Raw genomic sequence first — 15,786 nt, 5'->3', positions numbered from 1 at the left:
AATAGAGGGGGGCAAGCCTTGCGCCCGGCCCAGCTCTTCATCCGAAAGTAACTGCCGATAACGAGGTGAACGCGATGGATGTTGCCATCATTGTAGAAGGAAAAAACGACAAGAGCCGGTTGCGGCGCGTGCTGTCCGGCAACGTCCCCATTTACTGCACGTTCGGGACGCCGGGTTCTGCGCGCTTGAGAAGCTGCGCAAGCAAGCAGGCGATAAACAAGTATACATATTTACCGACAATGACGCATCGGGCAAGCGCATTCGCGGCATGCTGCGCGATCTGTTCCCGGATGCCGAGCATATCTATACGCGCAAGGGCTATCCCGGCGTCGAGCATACGCCCGAGGATTATTTGATCGAGCAATTGGAAAAAGCGGGCCTCGAAGCGCATATTGCATACCCTGCGCCGGATCCCGCTTTGATGTGGAACAAGGATGAATTCTAACGACACTGCCTTATCTTCTACAGCAGTTTGTTCAGATCGTCTACGATCGTGTCCGAGGTAACTTTCTCGTCGCTGCCGTTAATCCACTTGCGAATTTGCCCGTCTTGATCGACGATCGTAATGACGTTCATATGGGCGAACGTGCCGTCCGGGGACTTTGCGACGCTAACGCCGAAGTCTCTGGCGAGCTTGATCGTCTGCTCCTCGTCATCGCCGCGCAGGAACTTCCAGCCCTCCGGCTGTACGAAGTTTCTCTCGGCGAAAGCTTTAATGACTTCCGGCGTATCCCTTACCGGGTCGAACGTGATCGATATAAGTTCGGCCTTCGTGCCGAGCGTGCCTGCCTTATCCAGCTTCTCCTGGACCTCCGACAGCATGAAGGTCGTCGGCGGACATACGTCCGGGCAATTCGCGAAGTAGAAGTAAACGATTCGCGCTTTGCCTTTCGTCGACTCCAGCGATACTTTGTCCCCGTTATCCACATCGGTCAATTCGAAAGCAGGAGCCGCCATCTCAACCGGCAGCGGAGCTTCCGGCTTAATGACATACGTAAGTAATAAATAAATGCCCATTGCCGCGCATAACGCGAGTACAGCGATCTTGAAACTATGCTTCTTCAAAAAAACCATGTGCCTATCACCTTCATCTTCTATTATGACCAGGTCGTATTCGCAATCATCGCGATAAATACAACCATTAAATAATTAACCGAAATAAGAAAATTCGTCTTCGCCCATTTCTCTGTGTCCTTCGCCGCTGTGCCGCGCAGCGTATGCACGAGCCATACAACGCCGCAGAGGATGGAAATAATCAAAAAGTAAATGCCGGCGTAGCCGTAAGTATAGAGCAGCACGCAAGTCGGTATTAGGAGCAGTACATAAGGAATCATTTGAAGCTTCGTCCGTTTAATCCCCTTCACGACCGGAAGCAGCGGGAAACCCGCCTCTCGATATTCTTCTACCCTTCTAATGGCAAGCGACCAGAAATGTGCCGGCTGCCATAGAAATAGGAATGCGAACAATATCCAAGCACCGGCATCGACCTCGCCTGTTACCGCGCAATACCCGATAACCGGGGGCATCGCTCCGGATATGCCTCCAATGGAGGTGCTCCAGGTCGAGCTCCTTTTGAGCCACATCGTATAGATGACGATGTATACGAACCAGCCAAGCAGTCCGAGCCAGCCCGTTAGCGGGCTAACGAGTCCAAATAGAACAGCCAGTCCAACGACGCCTAGGATAATGCCGTATGAGAGCACGGTTCCCGGCTTCATTCTTCCGGTAGGAAGCGCGCGGTCTTTCGTGCGTTCCATCTTCAGATCGAGCTCGCGATCCCAATAATTGTTGATGACGGTCGCTGAAGCAATCGTCAGCGTCGATCCGATAAGCATGAATATGAGCAGCAGGAACATTTCCATATCGAAGTCCCATTTGGAACCAACGATAAACCCGCCTAGTGCAGCAAAAATATTAAGCCGAAGCAGCCGCGGTTTCGTTAAAGCAATCAAGTCCTTCAGCACAAAGCAAAGCCTCCCGAGTTATGCGACAAGACGCGGACCTTCGCGCCTATCAATCATTGATGAATCGTTTTTAATCATACCGAAAAACACTCTCGATGACAATGTTCGACGGCTTTGTTCATGAATTCGCCACTCAAATTGTGACAATTCTTTTTGTAACCAATTCGCCCAGCTCTCAATACAATGGGTATGTAGTTCGATGCCTATACGATTTTCGCGTATTAAACCGTTTTGACAGGATGCGAAGGGAAGTGGACAATCAAGCCTATGGCCGTTATTAAAACGAATGCCGAGGAAACGAAAATGTTAGCCCGGCTCATGCGTGCGGAAGCGGAGGGCGAAGGCGAGCTCGGCATGCTTATGGTCGGCAACGTCGGCGTTAACCGCGTGCGCGGCAATTGCTTGGATTTCAGAAACATTCGTTCGATTCCGCAAATGGTGTTTCAAAGACCCGGCGGATTCGAGGCAACGCAAAAAGGGTATTTCTATCAGGCTGCAAGAGACAAAGATATTCGGTTAGCCAACCGAATAATCAACGGGGAAAGACAGCATCCAGCGTCGAACGCGCTTTGGTTCTTCCGTCCCACGGGCGCTTGCCCGAACACGTGGTACGACCAAAGCAACAGCGGCCGATTTAAAGCGCATTGCTTCTTCGTGCCGACGCGCAGCGATTGTCCATCCGTTTATTGAGAAAAACTCGAGCGAACTGCAAGTTTGCGAAGCAAACTCGCTTCGTAAGCATAAACGTTTTTATCGCCAATAAGAATGATTTACTTTCCGCTTTGCCGCAGTAAAGTACTTAGGCATTCTTATGTGGAAAAATATAATTAAGCACACGAAAGCGAGGAGATCTCGAAATGTCCAATGGTTATGGGTACAAAACAGCTGTAAGCCCGGTGAATACAGGCAGTTACGGCTATGGCGGCTACGGCGGTTACGGCACGCAAATGCCGATGACGCTGCCGGCTCAACAAGGTAATCAAGCTTTTCCTCTTCAAGCAATGGGCAACCAAACCATGCCTCTTCAGGCGATGGGCAATCAAGCCATGCCTCTTCAAGCAATGGGCAACCAAGCCATGCCGATGCATGGGATGGGTAACCAACCGATGACGGGACAATCGCAAATGCCGCCCACCGGCGTGCCAAGCGGATCCATCGTAACGCCTTCCGGCGGCAACATCGTTTCTCCGTTCGTAGAAGAGTCGTATGTCGAGAACATCCTGCGCCTCAACCGCGGCAAAGCGGCTACCTTCTACATGACTTACGAGAACAACAGCCAGTGGAACGCGAAGATATTCAAAGGCATTATCGAAGCGGCTGGAAGAGATCATATTATTATTAGCGATCCGACGACGGGTATGCGCTTCTTGCTGCTGACGCTTAACCTAGACTATGTGACATTCGACGAGCCTATCGCTTACGAGTATCCGTTCCAAGGCACCGTTGTCAGCTCAGCCACTCCGCTCGGACGTTAACCAGCAATTAGGGGTGCATGCGCCGGCTTGAAAGTCCATACGTGGAGCTTGCCGGCGCCTCCTTCAACCCAACCTACGATTCGATACCAAGAAGAACGCTCACTGCAGCGTTCTTCTTTCATTTGCTCGGCTAGTTCGGCTGTGGAAGCCGTCCATACCTCGACGAACAAATTCGGCTGATCTGTTCCTTCATATAATTGAATGCGTTCTTCGTCCTTAAGCAAAGCTTGCGTATAATCCAAATATTGCTTGCGGTGCTCGTCTTTAATGCGATATTCGGCGAAACAGATGTACACAGGGCATCATACTCCTTTGTCGATTAGACCATACTATTACTGAACGAATTGATCCGCAATATACATCAGGGGGCTTCTTATGGATACAGGAACACATCTCGTTATGGGAATCGGACTAGCCGGACTTGCCGCCGTAGATCCCGTCGTTGCCGCTAACCCGTCAATTCAGACTGCCGTTTTGCTTGGTACCATTGCCGGTTCCCAGGCTCCCGATCTTGACGGATTGCTGCGATTCAAGGGAAATGCCGTCTACATTAAGAACCATCGGGGCGCCTCTCATTCCTTGCCGGCCATCGCAATTTGGACCATTCTCATTACGGCCGTCCTTCAATTGCTTTATCGGGGCTCGCTGCCATGGCTGCATATCGGCGGCTGGGTGTTGCTGGCGGTAATCATTCACATTTTCACCGATTTGTTCAACACCTACGGTACGCAGGCGATGCGACCCTTTACCGATAAGTGGATTTCGTGGAACATTATTCATATCTTCGACCCGGTCATCTTTACAACCCACATTATAGCTATTTTACTCTGGGCTGCCGAACTCGTAAATCCCGCTCTGCTGTTCCCTCTGTTGTACTTGTTCACCGCCGTCTATTTCGTATGGCGGACTTTCGCTCAGCGCGGTACGATTGCCAGGATCGCGAAGCTGGACAAGGAGCATACGAAAGGCGATTCGTATATGGCGATACCAACCATATCGCTCTCGATCTGGAACGTAGTCAAGCAGGCGAAGGACGGCGGCTTCGTCATCGGGGCGATGCGAAATGGCGAACTGCGATGGCTTGACCGGGTTAAATGCTCGGAGCATCCAGCCGTCGAGCTGTCCAAGAACGAGCCTGCCATTCGATCCTTTTTGTACTTCACAAGCTTCGCTTGCGCGGATGTTCGAGAGCATAGCTGGGGCTATGAGGTCAGGTGGTCGGACGTTCGCTATCGGCACCGCAAGCAATATCCGTTCGTGGGCGTCCTGCTCATGAATCGGAAGTACGAGACGATCGGCTCGTATGTCGGCTGGCTCAGCGACGAACGGCTTATGAAGCGGTTGCGTATGGATACGTATTAATATTGATTGTGTACAGCCCCTTGCTGCATAATAGAAGGGGCTTTTGTTTTTTTCGATTGAATAAATCGCAAAATAAAAAGGAGCTCAAGGCTGCCCTTGAACTCCATTTGTCCTTCATGTATGAGAAGCGCTTAACGGAAGCCGCCAGAAAGCTGTTGTTCAGCAATTTGGACGAGCTTTTTCGTGATGTAGCCACCAAGGGAGCCCGCTTCACGAGATGAAATGTTACCGTAATAGCCATCTGACGGGAGTGTTACACCGAGTTCTTGTGCAGCTTCCAGCTTCATTTGATTAAGAGCTTGACTTGCTTGTGGAACGATCAGTGTATTGCTTCTGCTTCCTGCCATGAGGTATTTCTCCTTTCGTCTCCTGCGCTTGAATGTGTGGTGCAAACTTATTATGTGCACGGGAAGAGAAACTATTCTCTGTTCGAAAAAATATGATCAAAGTTTTTGAAGGAGAGATAATCGTCATGTCCAAGCAGCTATCCTTATTTTTCGCTATCCTATCCGTTATCTGGATGAGCGCAATGGCTATATCCATCAGCCATAGCGGCTGGCTGGTCCTATTGTTCGGCCTGTTATGGTTGTTCACCACCGCCGCCGGTTTTATCGTCAAGGCACGCTTGCGCCGCAAGCAGCAACAAGGCTGACGCTGCAGGGCGTCAGCCTTGTTACTGTCTTATAACAGCGTTAGCAAGCTAGCTCCGAGGACGCAAGAAACCCATGAGGTCCTTAGCATCCGCTAGCGTACGGGAAGCGACTGCAGTCGCACGCTCGGCGCCTTGCTTCAATATGTTATGAATCTCGCCTGAATTTCGAATGTCGTGATACTTGTTCTGCAGCGGTTCAAGCACGGAAACGACATGCTCAGCCAGATCCTTCTTGAACGGTCCGTAACCTTGCCCCTCGTAACGAGCCTCGATCTCCGGAATGCTGATGTTCGCGCAATGCGAGTAGATGCCCATCAGATTGCTTATCTCCGGCTTATTCGCCGGATCGTACTTCACTTCGCGACCTGAATCGGTTGTCGCTCTGCTAATTTTTTTGCGGATGACGTCGGGAGGATCGAGCAGAGCGATGAAGCTGCCCGGATTCGGGTTGCTCTTGCTCATCTTCTTGCTCGCGTCGTCCAGCGACATAATGCGGGCGCCTACCTTTGGAATATACGGCTCCGGTACCGTGAAGTACGAGCCGAAGCGCGTATTAAAGCGATGCGCCAAGTCTCTCGTCAATTCGAGATGCTGCTTCTGATCGTCGCCGACCGGCACAAGATCCGCATTATACAACAATATATCGGCCGCCATCAACGTCGGATAGACGAACAACCCCGCTCCAACGGATTCCTTGCCGGACGATTTGTCCTTGAATTGCGTCATCCGCTCAAGCTCGCCCATGTTGGCAAGCGTCGTAAACAACCATCCGAGCTCCGCATGCTCGCGTACGTGGGATTGGACGAAGACGGTCGCTTTAGACGGATCGATGCCCGACGCGATGAATAACGCCGCTACCGCTTCGGTCTGCTCTCTTAGATTTGCCGGATCCTGCGGTACGCTGATCGCATGCAGGTCCACGATCATAAAGAAACATTCCTCCGTATGCTGGAGCTTTACAAAGTTTTGCAACGCCCCGATATAGTTTCCGAGCGTAAGCTGTCCGCTTGGCTGTATACCCGAAAGAACCTTTTTCATTTCAACTCCGCCTTTCTTATGGCTATCGTTTTTGTCGAATCCGCACTTTTGAATAAACGCAAAAAAGCCCTCGCCGCAAGGGACGAGAGATCGTGGTGCCACCCTAATTCGTCTGCTCGGCCCGTCACCCTAATGCAGGGGTGAATGCCGCGCAAACCTTATGGCTCCGTAACGGGGAGCTACCCGGATGAACATATTCGGCAGAGCTGCAGCTACCGGTTCCGCACATCGGCTCCGGGTTCCATTCGGCTTCGAGGATTGCACCGGTTCGCAGCTACCACCGGCTCTCTGCGCGCAATACGCCTCAAGCTTACTTGTTCCCATCATCGCATTTAAACTGATTATACTCGTGCTGACATCAATGTCAAGAAGACAAGCGCCGCCAGACAGGATGTCGGCAGCGAATAAAGTTGTCCTATAGTCAAAAAAGGAAGCATATGCTATATTAAGTCTAGTAATCGTAATAATTACTGTTTATTATTAAAGTGAGGGACGCAGCGCATGCTTAAATGGTTATTTCGTTTCGGAACGCCGGTCCTAGGCGTTGGCTGCCTAATCATGCTCGCCTTGATCGTCACCAATCGCGAACTGCCGACAGCCATTTTTACGGAGGCCAACTTTCAGTCGTTCAAAATATTGTTCATCAGCATCATACTAGAGGCTTTTCCCTTCATCCTGCTTGGCGTCCTCTTCTCGGCGCTGCTGCAAGTATTCGTAACGGACGAGCTCATCCAGCGCATAACGCCGAAAAATCCTGTCGCCGGCGTACTGTTCGGCGCGTTGCTCGGCCTTCTATTCCCTTTGTGCGAATGCGGCATGATCCCGGTCGTCAGACGACTGATCCGCAAAGGAATGCCCGCATATATCGGAATCGTCTACTTACTCGCCGGACCAATCGTGAACCCGATCGTATACACCTCTACGTACGCTGCGTTCCGAACGACGCCGGAGATGGCTTTCGCCCGAATGGGACTAGCTTTCGCCGTATCCGTCATTGTCGGATTGCTTCTCTACAAATTCATGAAGCGCAGCCCGCTTAAGGGAATGGCCGCGCATGCCGGCGTTACTGCCGCGAACAATCACGGACATGATCAAGATCATGCTGATCACCATCATCACCACAGCCATGAGCATGGCGCGAGCGGCAAGGGTTTCCGTGCCAGGATCAAATCGACGATGGCGCATGCATCCGATGAATTTTTCGAGATGGGCAAATATTTGATTTTCGGCGCGCTGCTTACCGGCATTATCCAGACGGCAGTTGATCGTAGCACGCTTGCCGTATTCGCGGAGCAGCCGGTATTCTCTTACCTGTTCATGATGGGCTTCGCCTTCATTTTATCGATATGCTCGACATCCGACGCCTTCATCGCTTCCTCATTCAGCGGCATATTCGATTTTGGTCCACTGCTTGCCTTTCTCGTATTCGGTCCGATGATCGATTTGAAGAACACGCTGATGCTGCTTTCGACGTTCCGCTTCAGAATCGTATTGGCTCTCATCGTATTAACGGCCTCGCTTACATTCTTAGGGGCCTGGTTAACGGAGGTATTCCTATGATCCATCATCTATTGCGCGCGGCGATATTGACCGGCTTTGCCTTATTTATCGTTTATTTGTTCAAGACGGGAGAAATGACGCTTTATATCGCTCCCCGCATGGAGCCCTATGTGAAGCTATCTGCTATCGGCTTATATGCCGCGGCGATCTATCAGGTTTATGCCGCTCTGCAGAGACGCATGGGAAAGCATGAGGCAGACTGCAACTGCGAGCATGACCACGAGCCCTCTCCCTCGATTGCCAAGAACACGCTTATCTATGGCTTGTTCATCCTCCCGCTCGCGCTCGGATTCCTTGCGCCGACCGGGACCCTCGGCAGCGCCCTTGCGGCCAAGAAGGGCGTGAGCTTATCGGGAAGTCCTTCGTTCGAACGAAAGCCGGAAGTTTCCCCCGCGCCTATATCGGAAGAAAAGACGCTAGATGCGCTGTTCCCTGCCGACGAATATACGATCGATCATGCCCAATATGGCAAAATTTTATATTCCCTGCCCACGATAGAAGTGCCCGAGAAGCAGTTTATCGAGACGTTAACGACGCTTGATTTGTACCGGGAAGCTTTCGTGGGCAAAGAGGTCGTCCTCTCAGGCTTCGTCTACCGGGAAGACGAGATGGGCAAGGAACGATTCGCGGTCAGCCGCTTCGCGATGAATTGCTGCTCGGCCGACGCCTTGCCTTACGGACTTATGATCGAATGGCCCAACGCTAACGAGTATGGGTCCGATGAATGGGTGTCCGTCAAGGGTACGCTTAAGACCACCAGCTACATGGATAACGAGATCATCACGCTCGAAGCAACCAAGATTGAACGAATCGAAGCACCGGAATCGCCTTACGTTTATCCGGATCTGGAATTCGCGTACTAAACGGATTTCTTCTGAAAATAGATCAAGCCCGCTAGCCCGAACACGCAGAAGCTGCCCAATACGACGATAAACAGCGTCTCCATTGACAAGTTGAACGCACCGAACCCATAGTCCTCGCGCGGCATCATGGCCAGCATCGGCTGTGCCCACGGGTAATAGGGGCCGTATTGGGACGAGTTCACGATCAGCATATTCGGCAGCGTTAGAATGACATTGACTGCCAGCGGCGTCGCAAAGCTATGAAAGGCAATCGACACGAATAGCTGCAGCGCTGCGAGCGGCAGACAAGCGACCCAACCCCCAAGCATCGATTTCATCAGCAACGACCATGGAATGTCACCCCCGAATCCCTTCATGAAGCCAAGCAGCAATACGAACAGCAGCAACAGCAGCTGCGTTACGGCAATCAGCAGCATGACCATGCCAAGCTTGACGGCGTATACTTGCATTCTCGAGACCGGAAGTGACAGCATTTGCTTCCAGCCGCCGGAGGCATGCTCATACCTGCATACGAGCGCGGAGAATATACCGACAAGTAAAGGCAGGAACAGCATCGCATGCAGCGCAGACGCAATCGACAGCACCGCTACCCAAGGGAAATCCGCTTCCTTCTCCAGCTCCACCATGCCAATGACAGCGACGAATAGCGGGCTGACGGCCGCAAGCAGCCAGACGACCGATCGCCTAAGCTTGATCCATTCCGAACGTATCATACCAATCATCGTCTACCGCACATCCTTTCTAACGAACTGACACATGCCAAGGAGCATGACGATGAGTCCAAGCGTCAAGCCTGCTCCTACCGAATACAGCGGCATATCCCGATCATTGATGAGAGAAGGCCATTTCCACGGCATCCAGTCCGGAAACTGGGAGGCGAACATACCCGCAATCATACCGATGATGCCCACGGTTAGCGGCAGCGCCTGATTGTGCATGGCAACCGACAGCCATACTTGCAGAGCGATGAAAGGCATAATGGCTAGGAACGGGTAATACACCGTCATCGCCAAGTCAGCAAGCGGCAATTCCTCGAAGCCAAAGTCGAGCAAGAAGCCTAGCAGAAGGGTGAACGGTACCAGAAGCGTGCTGGAGCACAGCAGCAATATGGCGGTCACCGCAAACTTGCCGGCGAATATACTAGCTCTGTTAACTGGAAGCGCCAGCGTCTGCTTCCACGTATTCATCTGATGATCAATGCCTGCCGTCATGGAGGCAAGAATCGTTAGGCCGATAAACAAAGTAGGCAACATTAGCATAGAGACGTTGTCGATCAAACCGCCCCATAGGTCGTCGGCATACTGCTTGGTCAAATAATCGTACCGAAGCCCGAAGTTGACCGCTTGCAAGGCCACGACGCCAAGCGGCCCTAATAGAACAAGCAGCCAAACGAGCTTCCTCCTTAGCTTCAAGAACTCGACAGACATGATTCGCAGCATCATAAGCTACCCTCCACGCCCGTCATATCGAGGAATATGCTCTCCAGCGATACCTTCTCTTCCTCCACGCGGTATACTTGATGGCGCTCGCCAACGAGCCTCGCTACGATAGCGGCGATTGCCGCATTATTCTTCTCAGCGACGGTAAGTTTGCCTTCAACCAGCGAAGCTTTGACGCCGCTTGCGCTGAGCAGCTTCCACGCCTCTTCGGGTTCGCTTACGCCAAGGTGGATATGCCCTTGCGAGCGCTCGCGAAGCTTCTCGATCCGATCCTCGTAGATCAAGCTGCCCTTTGCAATGATGCCTACGCGCGTTGCCATCTGCTCGATCTCGGACAGCAGGTGACTGGAAATAAGTATGGTGACGCCATGCGATTTCGGCAAGCTCTTAATAAGCTCCCGGATTTCCAATATGCCGGCCGGATCGAGGCCGTTCGTCGGCTCGTCGAGCACGAGCAGCTCGGGGTTGCCGAGCAATGCCGTCGCGATGCCAAGCCGCTGCTTCATCCCGAGCGAATATCCTTTGACGGGACGTTTCGCATCTTTCGTCAAACGGACGACCGACAGCACCTCGTCGATCCGATTTTTGGGTACGGTCAGAAGCCGTCTCACCGCCTCCAAATTTTCGATCGCATTCAGATGCCCGTAATACGAAGGATATTCAACAAGCGAACCGACGCTGCGCAGAATCGCCAGCCGATCCTTGCTAATGTCTTTGCCGAATATGCGGATCGATCCCCTTGTCGGCTTCGCAAGACCGAGCAGCATGCGGATCGTCGTCGTCTTCCCGGCTCCGTTCGGACCAAGAAAGCCGTATATATCCCCGCGCCCGATTCTTAGATTAACGTCCTTCACGACGGGCTTTCCGCCTAATTTTTTCGTAAGCCCGCTCGTTTCCAATATCGTTTCCTTATTCGTTGTCATTGCTTATCACCTCTGCATTCATCTTAACGACGCAAGGTTAAGACAAGAGGAGCGGCAAGGTTAAGTTTCGCTTAAAACGTCCACGGACGCATTGATCCTATTTCCGTTGATTAGTGGCGGAAGAAAAAAAGCCGCATATGACTATGCGACTTCCGCCTTCCTATGATTTCGTTCCGATATGAATAAACGTTCCTTCGCTGCCGCTTACAATCTCGCTGAACAGCCCCATCTCCTCCAGCATCAACGAAGCGATCGCAAGTCCGATGCCCGCGCCTCGCTCATCCGACGTCTCCGCCATCCCCGGCCCGCGATCGGCGATCGTCAATCGGCCGCCATGCTCTCCGCTTATTCGCAGCGCAACGTAGCCCCCCGACTTCGCATGCCGTAGAACGTTCTGGAAATAGTTGTCGAGAACACGCTCCATCCATTCCGGATCGACAAACCAATAGATCTGCGCTTCCGGCAAGTTGATGTCGATCTCATAGCCCTGCTGCTCGAATGCGGGATACCAGCCGGCTATCGACGCTCTCGCCAAACGGACGATATCGATACGCTCCGACCGATACGGATATTTGCCCGACTCCAGCAGCGTAAAGGAAAGCAAATTCTCGATTAATTGGCTTACATACTCAATCTTGCGGTCGATCAATTGCAGCGATTGCCGTCCTTCCTCGGTCAACCTCTCCTGCTTCAGCCCGAACGCATGCGCTCTAATGGCCGTAAGCGGCGTCCTTAGATCATGCGACAGTCTAGCGATCAAATCGCGTCTCAGCCCATCCTCATTCGCCTCGCGTTCGCGGCTTGCCTCCAGCTTGCCCACCATCTCGTTAAACGCGAGTTCAAGCTGACCGATTTCATCCGGTTGGTTCGTGGCGACAGGAGCCGGTATGCCGTTGCCTGCCGGAATTGCCATCGCCGCCTGCAAACGAACGAGTCGCTTACGAATGCCGTAGAAGAAAAGAAGCGAAATGAATAAAAAGATCGCAAGCACGATCAAAACGACGATGACAAATATAGGCCCTATCGATTTGGAAGCTTCAGCTGCTCCGGATTGCATAAGCACCCTAGGTATTTTGAAAACCATAAAGCCTTCCGACTGGCTACCGCCGATGAACGCCACGATCGTGAAGTCGTCGGCGCTTACGCCTTGCTTCATATATTGAACCGTATACGATGCGCTCCATTGATCGGGTAACTGCCCAGTCTCAGGAAGCTGAAGCCTGGTATGCCCGCTGCCGTCGACCCAGAACAGCTCGGCCTTCGGGTATTCGGTTTTCTTTCGTTCTAGAGCGGCATCGATTTGCTGAGGCGATCGGTTGCCCAGCTTAGCCGCCTCCATGTGCCACATCGACTCTAATCGGTTGCCATCGCGGTACAGCTTCGAATCCTCCGTATCCGCCACCTTGCCTCCGCCTTGCAAAAAGGCGACGACCGATACGACAGGCAGCGATATCGGAAGAATCATGATCGCGCTTAATACGATCAGCATGTACCTCGACAGCAGCGAACGCTTCAAGGTCATCCCCCTCGGCCGATAGTTGGACGGATTCATCGCTTCACCCGGTATCCGATTCCACGAATCGTCTCGATAATAAGCGGATTGCTTGGATCGTCCTCAATCTTCTCGCGAAGATAACGGATATGGACCATGACCGTCTTGTCTCCGTCCATATACGGATCCCCCCATACCGCTTCATAAATTTGCTCCTTCGTCAGAATGCGGTTTGGATTATCGAGAAAATAGAACAGGATTTGAAGCTGCTTTGGCGTCAGCGATATTTCGCCCCCGGTTCGTCCATCGTATACCGCCTGCTGCTGCGGCTTGATAATCAAATGACCGCATGCGATCTCCAGCTCCAACGGCTGCCCGTATCTCCGCAGCAGTACGTCCAATCTCGCAGCCAGCTCATCGGGATGGAACGGCTTCGTCAAGTAATCGTCCGCGAAGCGCAGCCCTTGCAGCTTATCGTCTACCGCCGTTCGGGCGGATAACATGAGAATCGGCACTTGCGGCGCTTCCTTCTTCAGCCGCTGCCCGATCGTGAAGCCGTCAAGGCCCGGCAACATGACGTCCAACAGAACAATGTCGGCCCCAATGACACGATCCATAGCGGTATCCCCGGCAAGCAGCCAATCCACCGTATAGCCGCGACGCTCCAAATCCTCCTTGACCCAGGCCCCGATTTCCTTGTCGTCTTCTATATACAGTACCTGTTTCATAACGATTAAAAACCTCGATTCCGAGCATGACATGATCAAACCTATCATAGTCCAAGGCTTCCCCGAATGTGAAGTTAAATTTCGTTTAAATATAAAGGGCCGCCTGCATATAAGCAGACAGCCCTGCGCTTTATTATTGCCATTCCCTTAGATCATGATGCTTAGGCACGAAGCGGGTATTCCAATTCGCCATATTATAGTTAGATTCGTATAGAATGCTTGCAGACCAGGAACCGGCGCTGGGCCGAACCGAAAAATCATACATAATCTCGCCATGCGTCCAATCTCTTCGGAACTTGAGCGCCTCGATCGCCATCTTGCGGAAGTCCTGCACCTGCGATTGCGTGAGCCCTTTTCCTTCGCTTTCGAACTTGCCGTTCCTGCTCTCGATGGGGTGATGCCGAAGACCGAACTTGCCAATTGCGTTATTTCGAATATGAATCAATACTGTTCCTGCTGTTGCATTCGTGAGCTCCCCCTCTAGCTTACGAAATACAAAATCAACTTGACGGGCAAGCGGCATAGAATCCAATTCCATACAAACATTCCTCCTTATTAATTATTGTCATATTTTTATGTATAGTTCACAAGGCATATTATATATGCAATATGACCCATTTACAATACAAAGTTTGAGAAAATATTACTATTTACGATCGTTTTCGACTAAATATCGTCTTCACAACGCTCTGATTAAGCTTTTTATCACCAGTATAAACTTATTATTTCCATAAAAGATATATTAAGTTTATGATTCGAAGTTAGTGCATTAAACCTACGAAGAACTTCATTGCAGGATTAAATACTTATCTAATACTCTTTAAATGGTATCATTTTCTAAATTTTCAATCACCGAAAACACGATTAGTATTTTCCGAACAACCTTTTGCGCTATTTTCACTCGAAAAAAAGAGATGAATTTCGGAATCGACAATTATAGACCTATTTCGAGACCGGTGCTATAATATGGATAATCTTAAAAAAGGAGCGCTTACATTATGAGCCAATGGTACTATTCGTTGTCTGTACGAAAGAAACTTTTGATTACGGTTTACTTCAACTTATTGATCTTTGCTATTGCGATGTTGCTTATTTTGCAATTTTCCGGCGGATCGGTAATTGGAGGCATTATCGCTACCATTGTTATTGCCATTGTCGCGTACCCGCTCATTTCTTTTATTGAAAAGGCGATCAATCATTCTTTTGACGAAATGTCGAACACGGCATTCCGCATTTCCAAAGGCGACTTTACGCAGAAGATCGACATGAGTTCATCGGCAGCTTTAGGCGAGCTTGGACATGCATTCAACGGGATGATCGACAAGCTCAAGGACATTTTGACCGAGACGTCCAATATTACCCGCCATGTGTCAGATACAAGCCGAAGCATCTTCGACAAGAACTCCAATATCAAGATTGCGATGGAGCAAGTTGCTGCTTCCGCCAATGAGCTGGCTACCGGGGCGAATGAAATATCCGAGGATGTCGCGGATATGAGCGAATCGATTACGGAGATCGAGATGAGAGTATCGTCGTACGCGAACGCTACGAAGGAAATGAACAACCGTTCCGAGCATACGCTCCAACTTGTCGAGAAAGGGCGTCAAGCGCTTGAAGTGCAGTCCGAAGGCATGCGCCGCAACGTAGAGGCAACGGCCAAAGTATCGATGACGATCGAGGAGCTTGCCCGCAAGGCGCAAGGCATATCGGCCATCACGAAGACGATCTCCGACCTGGCCGAGCAGACGAACCTGCTGTCGCTTAACGCCTCTATCGAGGCCGCGAGAGCGGGAGAGCATGGCAGAGGCTTCGCGATCGTCGCGCAAGAGGTGCGCAAACTCGCGGAGGAATCGACTTCTTCGACGAAGCAAGTATTCACGCTTGTGAAGAGCATTGATGAAGGCATTAAGCAGACGATAAGCAATATGAAGGCCAACGAAGAGGTTGTACATATGCAGACCGAGCGGATTCGCGAATCGGAACTCGTATTCGTGGACATCGTTCAAAGCGTTCAATTCATTACCGAACAAATCTATGCCTTCGCGCAGGAAAGCGATTCGATGCTTGAGGGCGCTCGCAAAATATCCGATGCCATTCAGAACATTTCGGCGATTACGGAGCAGTCCGCAGCAGGCACTGAGCAAGTATCCGCCTCGATGAACGAGCAGATTACTTCCGTACAAGCGGTCGTTAACGAAACCGAGCGCATGCTCACGATGGCTACGCAGCTTCAGCGGACGATTCAAGTATTCAAAGTGAAATAAACCGTTATTCACAATCGAAAGCCCCG

General features: G+C 51.3%; 18 protein-coding genes, 1 pseudogene and 1 other annotated feature. Of the genes and pseudogenes, 8 read left to right on the top strand and 11 right to left on the bottom strand.

The window, feature by feature from the left end; translation table 11 throughout:
* Positions 1 to 74: 74 nt before the first annotated feature.
* Positions 75 to 445 (top strand): annotated as a pseudogene (locus tag J2T14_RS14000) (toprim domain-containing protein).
* Positions 446 to 462: 17 nt separating this feature from the next.
* Here J2T14_RS14000 and J2T14_RS13995 read toward each other — a convergent pair.
* Positions 463 to 1,074: an SCO family protein gene (locus J2T14_RS13995; RefSeq protein ID WP_307206849.1), complete on the bottom strand. Its 612-nt coding sequence runs from the start codon at positions 1,072 to 1,074 to the stop codon at positions 463 to 465.
* Between the two features lie 23 nt (positions 1,075 to 1,097).
* Positions 1,098 to 1,964: a heme o synthase gene (cyoE, locus tag J2T14_RS13990; RefSeq protein WP_307206847.1), complete on the bottom strand. Its 867-nt coding sequence runs from the start codon at positions 1,962 to 1,964 to the stop codon at positions 1,098 to 1,100.
* Between the two features lie 267 nt (positions 1,965 to 2,231).
* Here cyoE and J2T14_RS13985 point away from each other — a divergent pair, with 267 nt between their 5' ends.
* On the top strand, positions 2,232 to 2,654 hold the full coding sequence (locus J2T14_RS13985; RefSeq protein WP_307206845.1) for a cell wall hydrolase: 423 nt from the start codon (positions 2,232 to 2,234) through the stop codon (positions 2,652 to 2,654).
* A 167-nt stretch (positions 2,655 to 2,821) separates the two neighbouring features.
* On the top strand, positions 2,822 to 3,439 hold the full coding sequence (gene gerQ / locus J2T14_RS13980; protein WP_307471670.1) for a spore coat protein GerQ: 618 nt from the start codon (positions 2,822 to 2,824) through the stop codon (positions 3,437 to 3,439).
* On the opposite strand, the gene J2T14_RS13975 is transcribed toward gerQ, so the two are convergent.
* Positions 3,436 to 3,735 carry a hypothetical protein gene (locus tag J2T14_RS13975; protein WP_307471668.1) on the bottom strand — a complete coding sequence of 100 codons (300 nt, stop codon included), beginning with the start codon at positions 3,733 to 3,735 and terminating at the stop codon, positions 3,436 to 3,438. The two genes, gerQ and J2T14_RS13975, sit on opposite strands and share 4 nt — an antisense overlap.
* Positions 3,736 to 3,814: 79 nt before the next feature.
* On the opposite strand from J2T14_RS13975, the gene J2T14_RS13970 reads away from it, so the two are divergent.
* On the top strand, positions 3,815 to 4,801 hold the full coding sequence (locus J2T14_RS13970; RefSeq protein WP_307206839.1) for a metal-dependent hydrolase: 987 nt from the start codon (positions 3,815 to 3,817) through the stop codon (positions 4,799 to 4,801).
* Between the two features lie 131 nt (positions 4,802 to 4,932).
* Here J2T14_RS13970 and J2T14_RS13965 read toward each other — a convergent pair whose 3' ends face one another.
* Positions 4,933 to 5,148: an alpha/beta-type small acid-soluble spore protein gene (locus tag J2T14_RS13965; RefSeq protein ID WP_307471666.1), complete on the bottom strand. Its 216-nt coding sequence runs from the start codon at positions 5,146 to 5,148 to the stop codon at positions 4,933 to 4,935.
* Between the two features lie 125 nt (positions 5,149 to 5,273).
* On the opposite strand from J2T14_RS13965, the gene J2T14_RS13960 reads away from it, so the two are divergent.
* The gene (locus J2T14_RS13960; RefSeq protein ID WP_307206835.1) at positions 5,274 to 5,453 is read left to right on the top strand and encodes a hypothetical protein; all 180 of its coding nucleotides are present in this window, start codon (positions 5,274 to 5,276) and stop codon (positions 5,451 to 5,453) included.
* Between the two features lie 48 nt (positions 5,454 to 5,501).
* Here J2T14_RS13960 and trpS read toward each other — a convergent pair whose 3' ends face one another.
* The gene (gene trpS, locus J2T14_RS13955) at positions 5,502 to 6,491 is read right to left on the bottom strand and encodes a tryptophan--tRNA ligase (protein ID WP_307471664.1); all 990 of its coding nucleotides are present in this window, start codon (positions 6,489 to 6,491) and stop codon (positions 5,502 to 5,504) included.
* A gap of 75 nt (positions 6,492 to 6,566) precedes the next feature.
* Positions 6,567 to 6,827 (bottom strand) — a binding site (T-box leader).
* A gap of 165 nt (positions 6,828 to 6,992) precedes the next feature.
* Between trpS and J2T14_RS13950 the strand changes: the two genes are divergently transcribed.
* Both J2T14_RS13950 and J2T14_RS13945 read left to right on the top strand, forming a co-directional pair.
* Positions 6,993 to 8,051: a permease gene (locus J2T14_RS13950; protein ID WP_307206831.1), complete on the top strand. Its 1,059-nt coding sequence runs from the start codon at positions 6,993 to 6,995 to the stop codon at positions 8,049 to 8,051.
* Positions 8,048 to 8,914 carry a TIGR03943 family putative permease subunit gene (locus J2T14_RS13945; protein ID WP_307471661.1) on the top strand — a complete coding sequence of 289 codons (867 nt, stop codon included), beginning with the start codon at positions 8,048 to 8,050 and terminating at the stop codon, positions 8,912 to 8,914. Before J2T14_RS13950 ends, J2T14_RS13945 begins: the two co-directional genes overlap by 4 nt.
* Here J2T14_RS13945 and J2T14_RS13940 read toward each other — a convergent pair.
* From J2T14_RS13940 to J2T14_RS13915, 6 genes are all read right to left on the bottom strand, one after another.
* Positions 8,911 to 9,636: an ABC transporter permease gene (locus J2T14_RS13940; RefSeq protein ID WP_307471659.1), complete on the bottom strand. Its 726-nt coding sequence runs from the start codon at positions 9,634 to 9,636 to the stop codon at positions 8,911 to 8,913. The genes J2T14_RS13945 and J2T14_RS13940 overlap by 4 nt on opposite strands.
* 3 nt (positions 9,637 to 9,639) lie before the next feature.
* On the bottom strand, positions 9,640 to 10,356 hold the full coding sequence (locus tag J2T14_RS13935; RefSeq protein ID WP_307471657.1) for an ABC transporter permease: 717 nt from the start codon (positions 10,354 to 10,356) through the stop codon (positions 9,640 to 9,642).
* A complete protein-coding gene (locus tag J2T14_RS13930; protein ID WP_307471655.1) occupies positions 10,353 to 11,276 on the bottom strand; it encodes an ABC transporter ATP-binding protein in 924 nt (307 codons plus the stop codon). Before J2T14_RS13930 ends, J2T14_RS13935 begins: the two co-directional genes overlap by 4 nt.
* Positions 11,277 to 11,436: 160 nt before the next feature.
* Positions 11,437 to 12,798 carry a HAMP domain-containing sensor histidine kinase gene (locus J2T14_RS13925; protein WP_307471653.1) on the bottom strand — a complete coding sequence of 454 codons (1,362 nt, stop codon included), beginning with the start codon at positions 12,796 to 12,798 and terminating at the stop codon, positions 11,437 to 11,439.
* A 26-nt stretch (positions 12,799 to 12,824) separates the two neighbouring features.
* Positions 12,825 to 13,496: a response regulator transcription factor gene (locus J2T14_RS13920; RefSeq protein ID WP_307471651.1), complete on the bottom strand. Its 672-nt coding sequence runs from the start codon at positions 13,494 to 13,496 to the stop codon at positions 12,825 to 12,827.
* Positions 13,497 to 13,629: 133 nt separating this feature from the next.
* Positions 13,630 to 14,034: an O-methyltransferase gene (locus tag J2T14_RS13915; RefSeq protein WP_307471649.1), complete on the bottom strand. Its 405-nt coding sequence runs from the start codon at positions 14,032 to 14,034 to the stop codon at positions 13,630 to 13,632.
* Positions 14,035 to 14,494: 460 nt separating this feature from the next.
* Here J2T14_RS13915 and J2T14_RS13910 point away from each other — a divergent pair, with 460 nt between their 5' ends.
* Entirely contained in the window at positions 14,495 to 15,760 is a 1,266-nt protein-coding gene (locus J2T14_RS13910; RefSeq protein WP_307471647.1) for a methyl-accepting chemotaxis protein, read from the top strand.
* Positions 15,761 to 15,786: the final 26 nt, after the last annotated feature.

Source organism: Paenibacillus harenae (assembly GCF_030812415.1).
Taxonomy (GTDB): domain Bacteria; phylum Bacillota; class Bacilli; order Paenibacillales; family Paenibacillaceae; genus Pristimantibacillus; species Pristimantibacillus harenae_A.
Note: the sequence above shows the minus strand (reverse complement) of the source record. Positions and strands in the feature narration are given on the sequence as shown.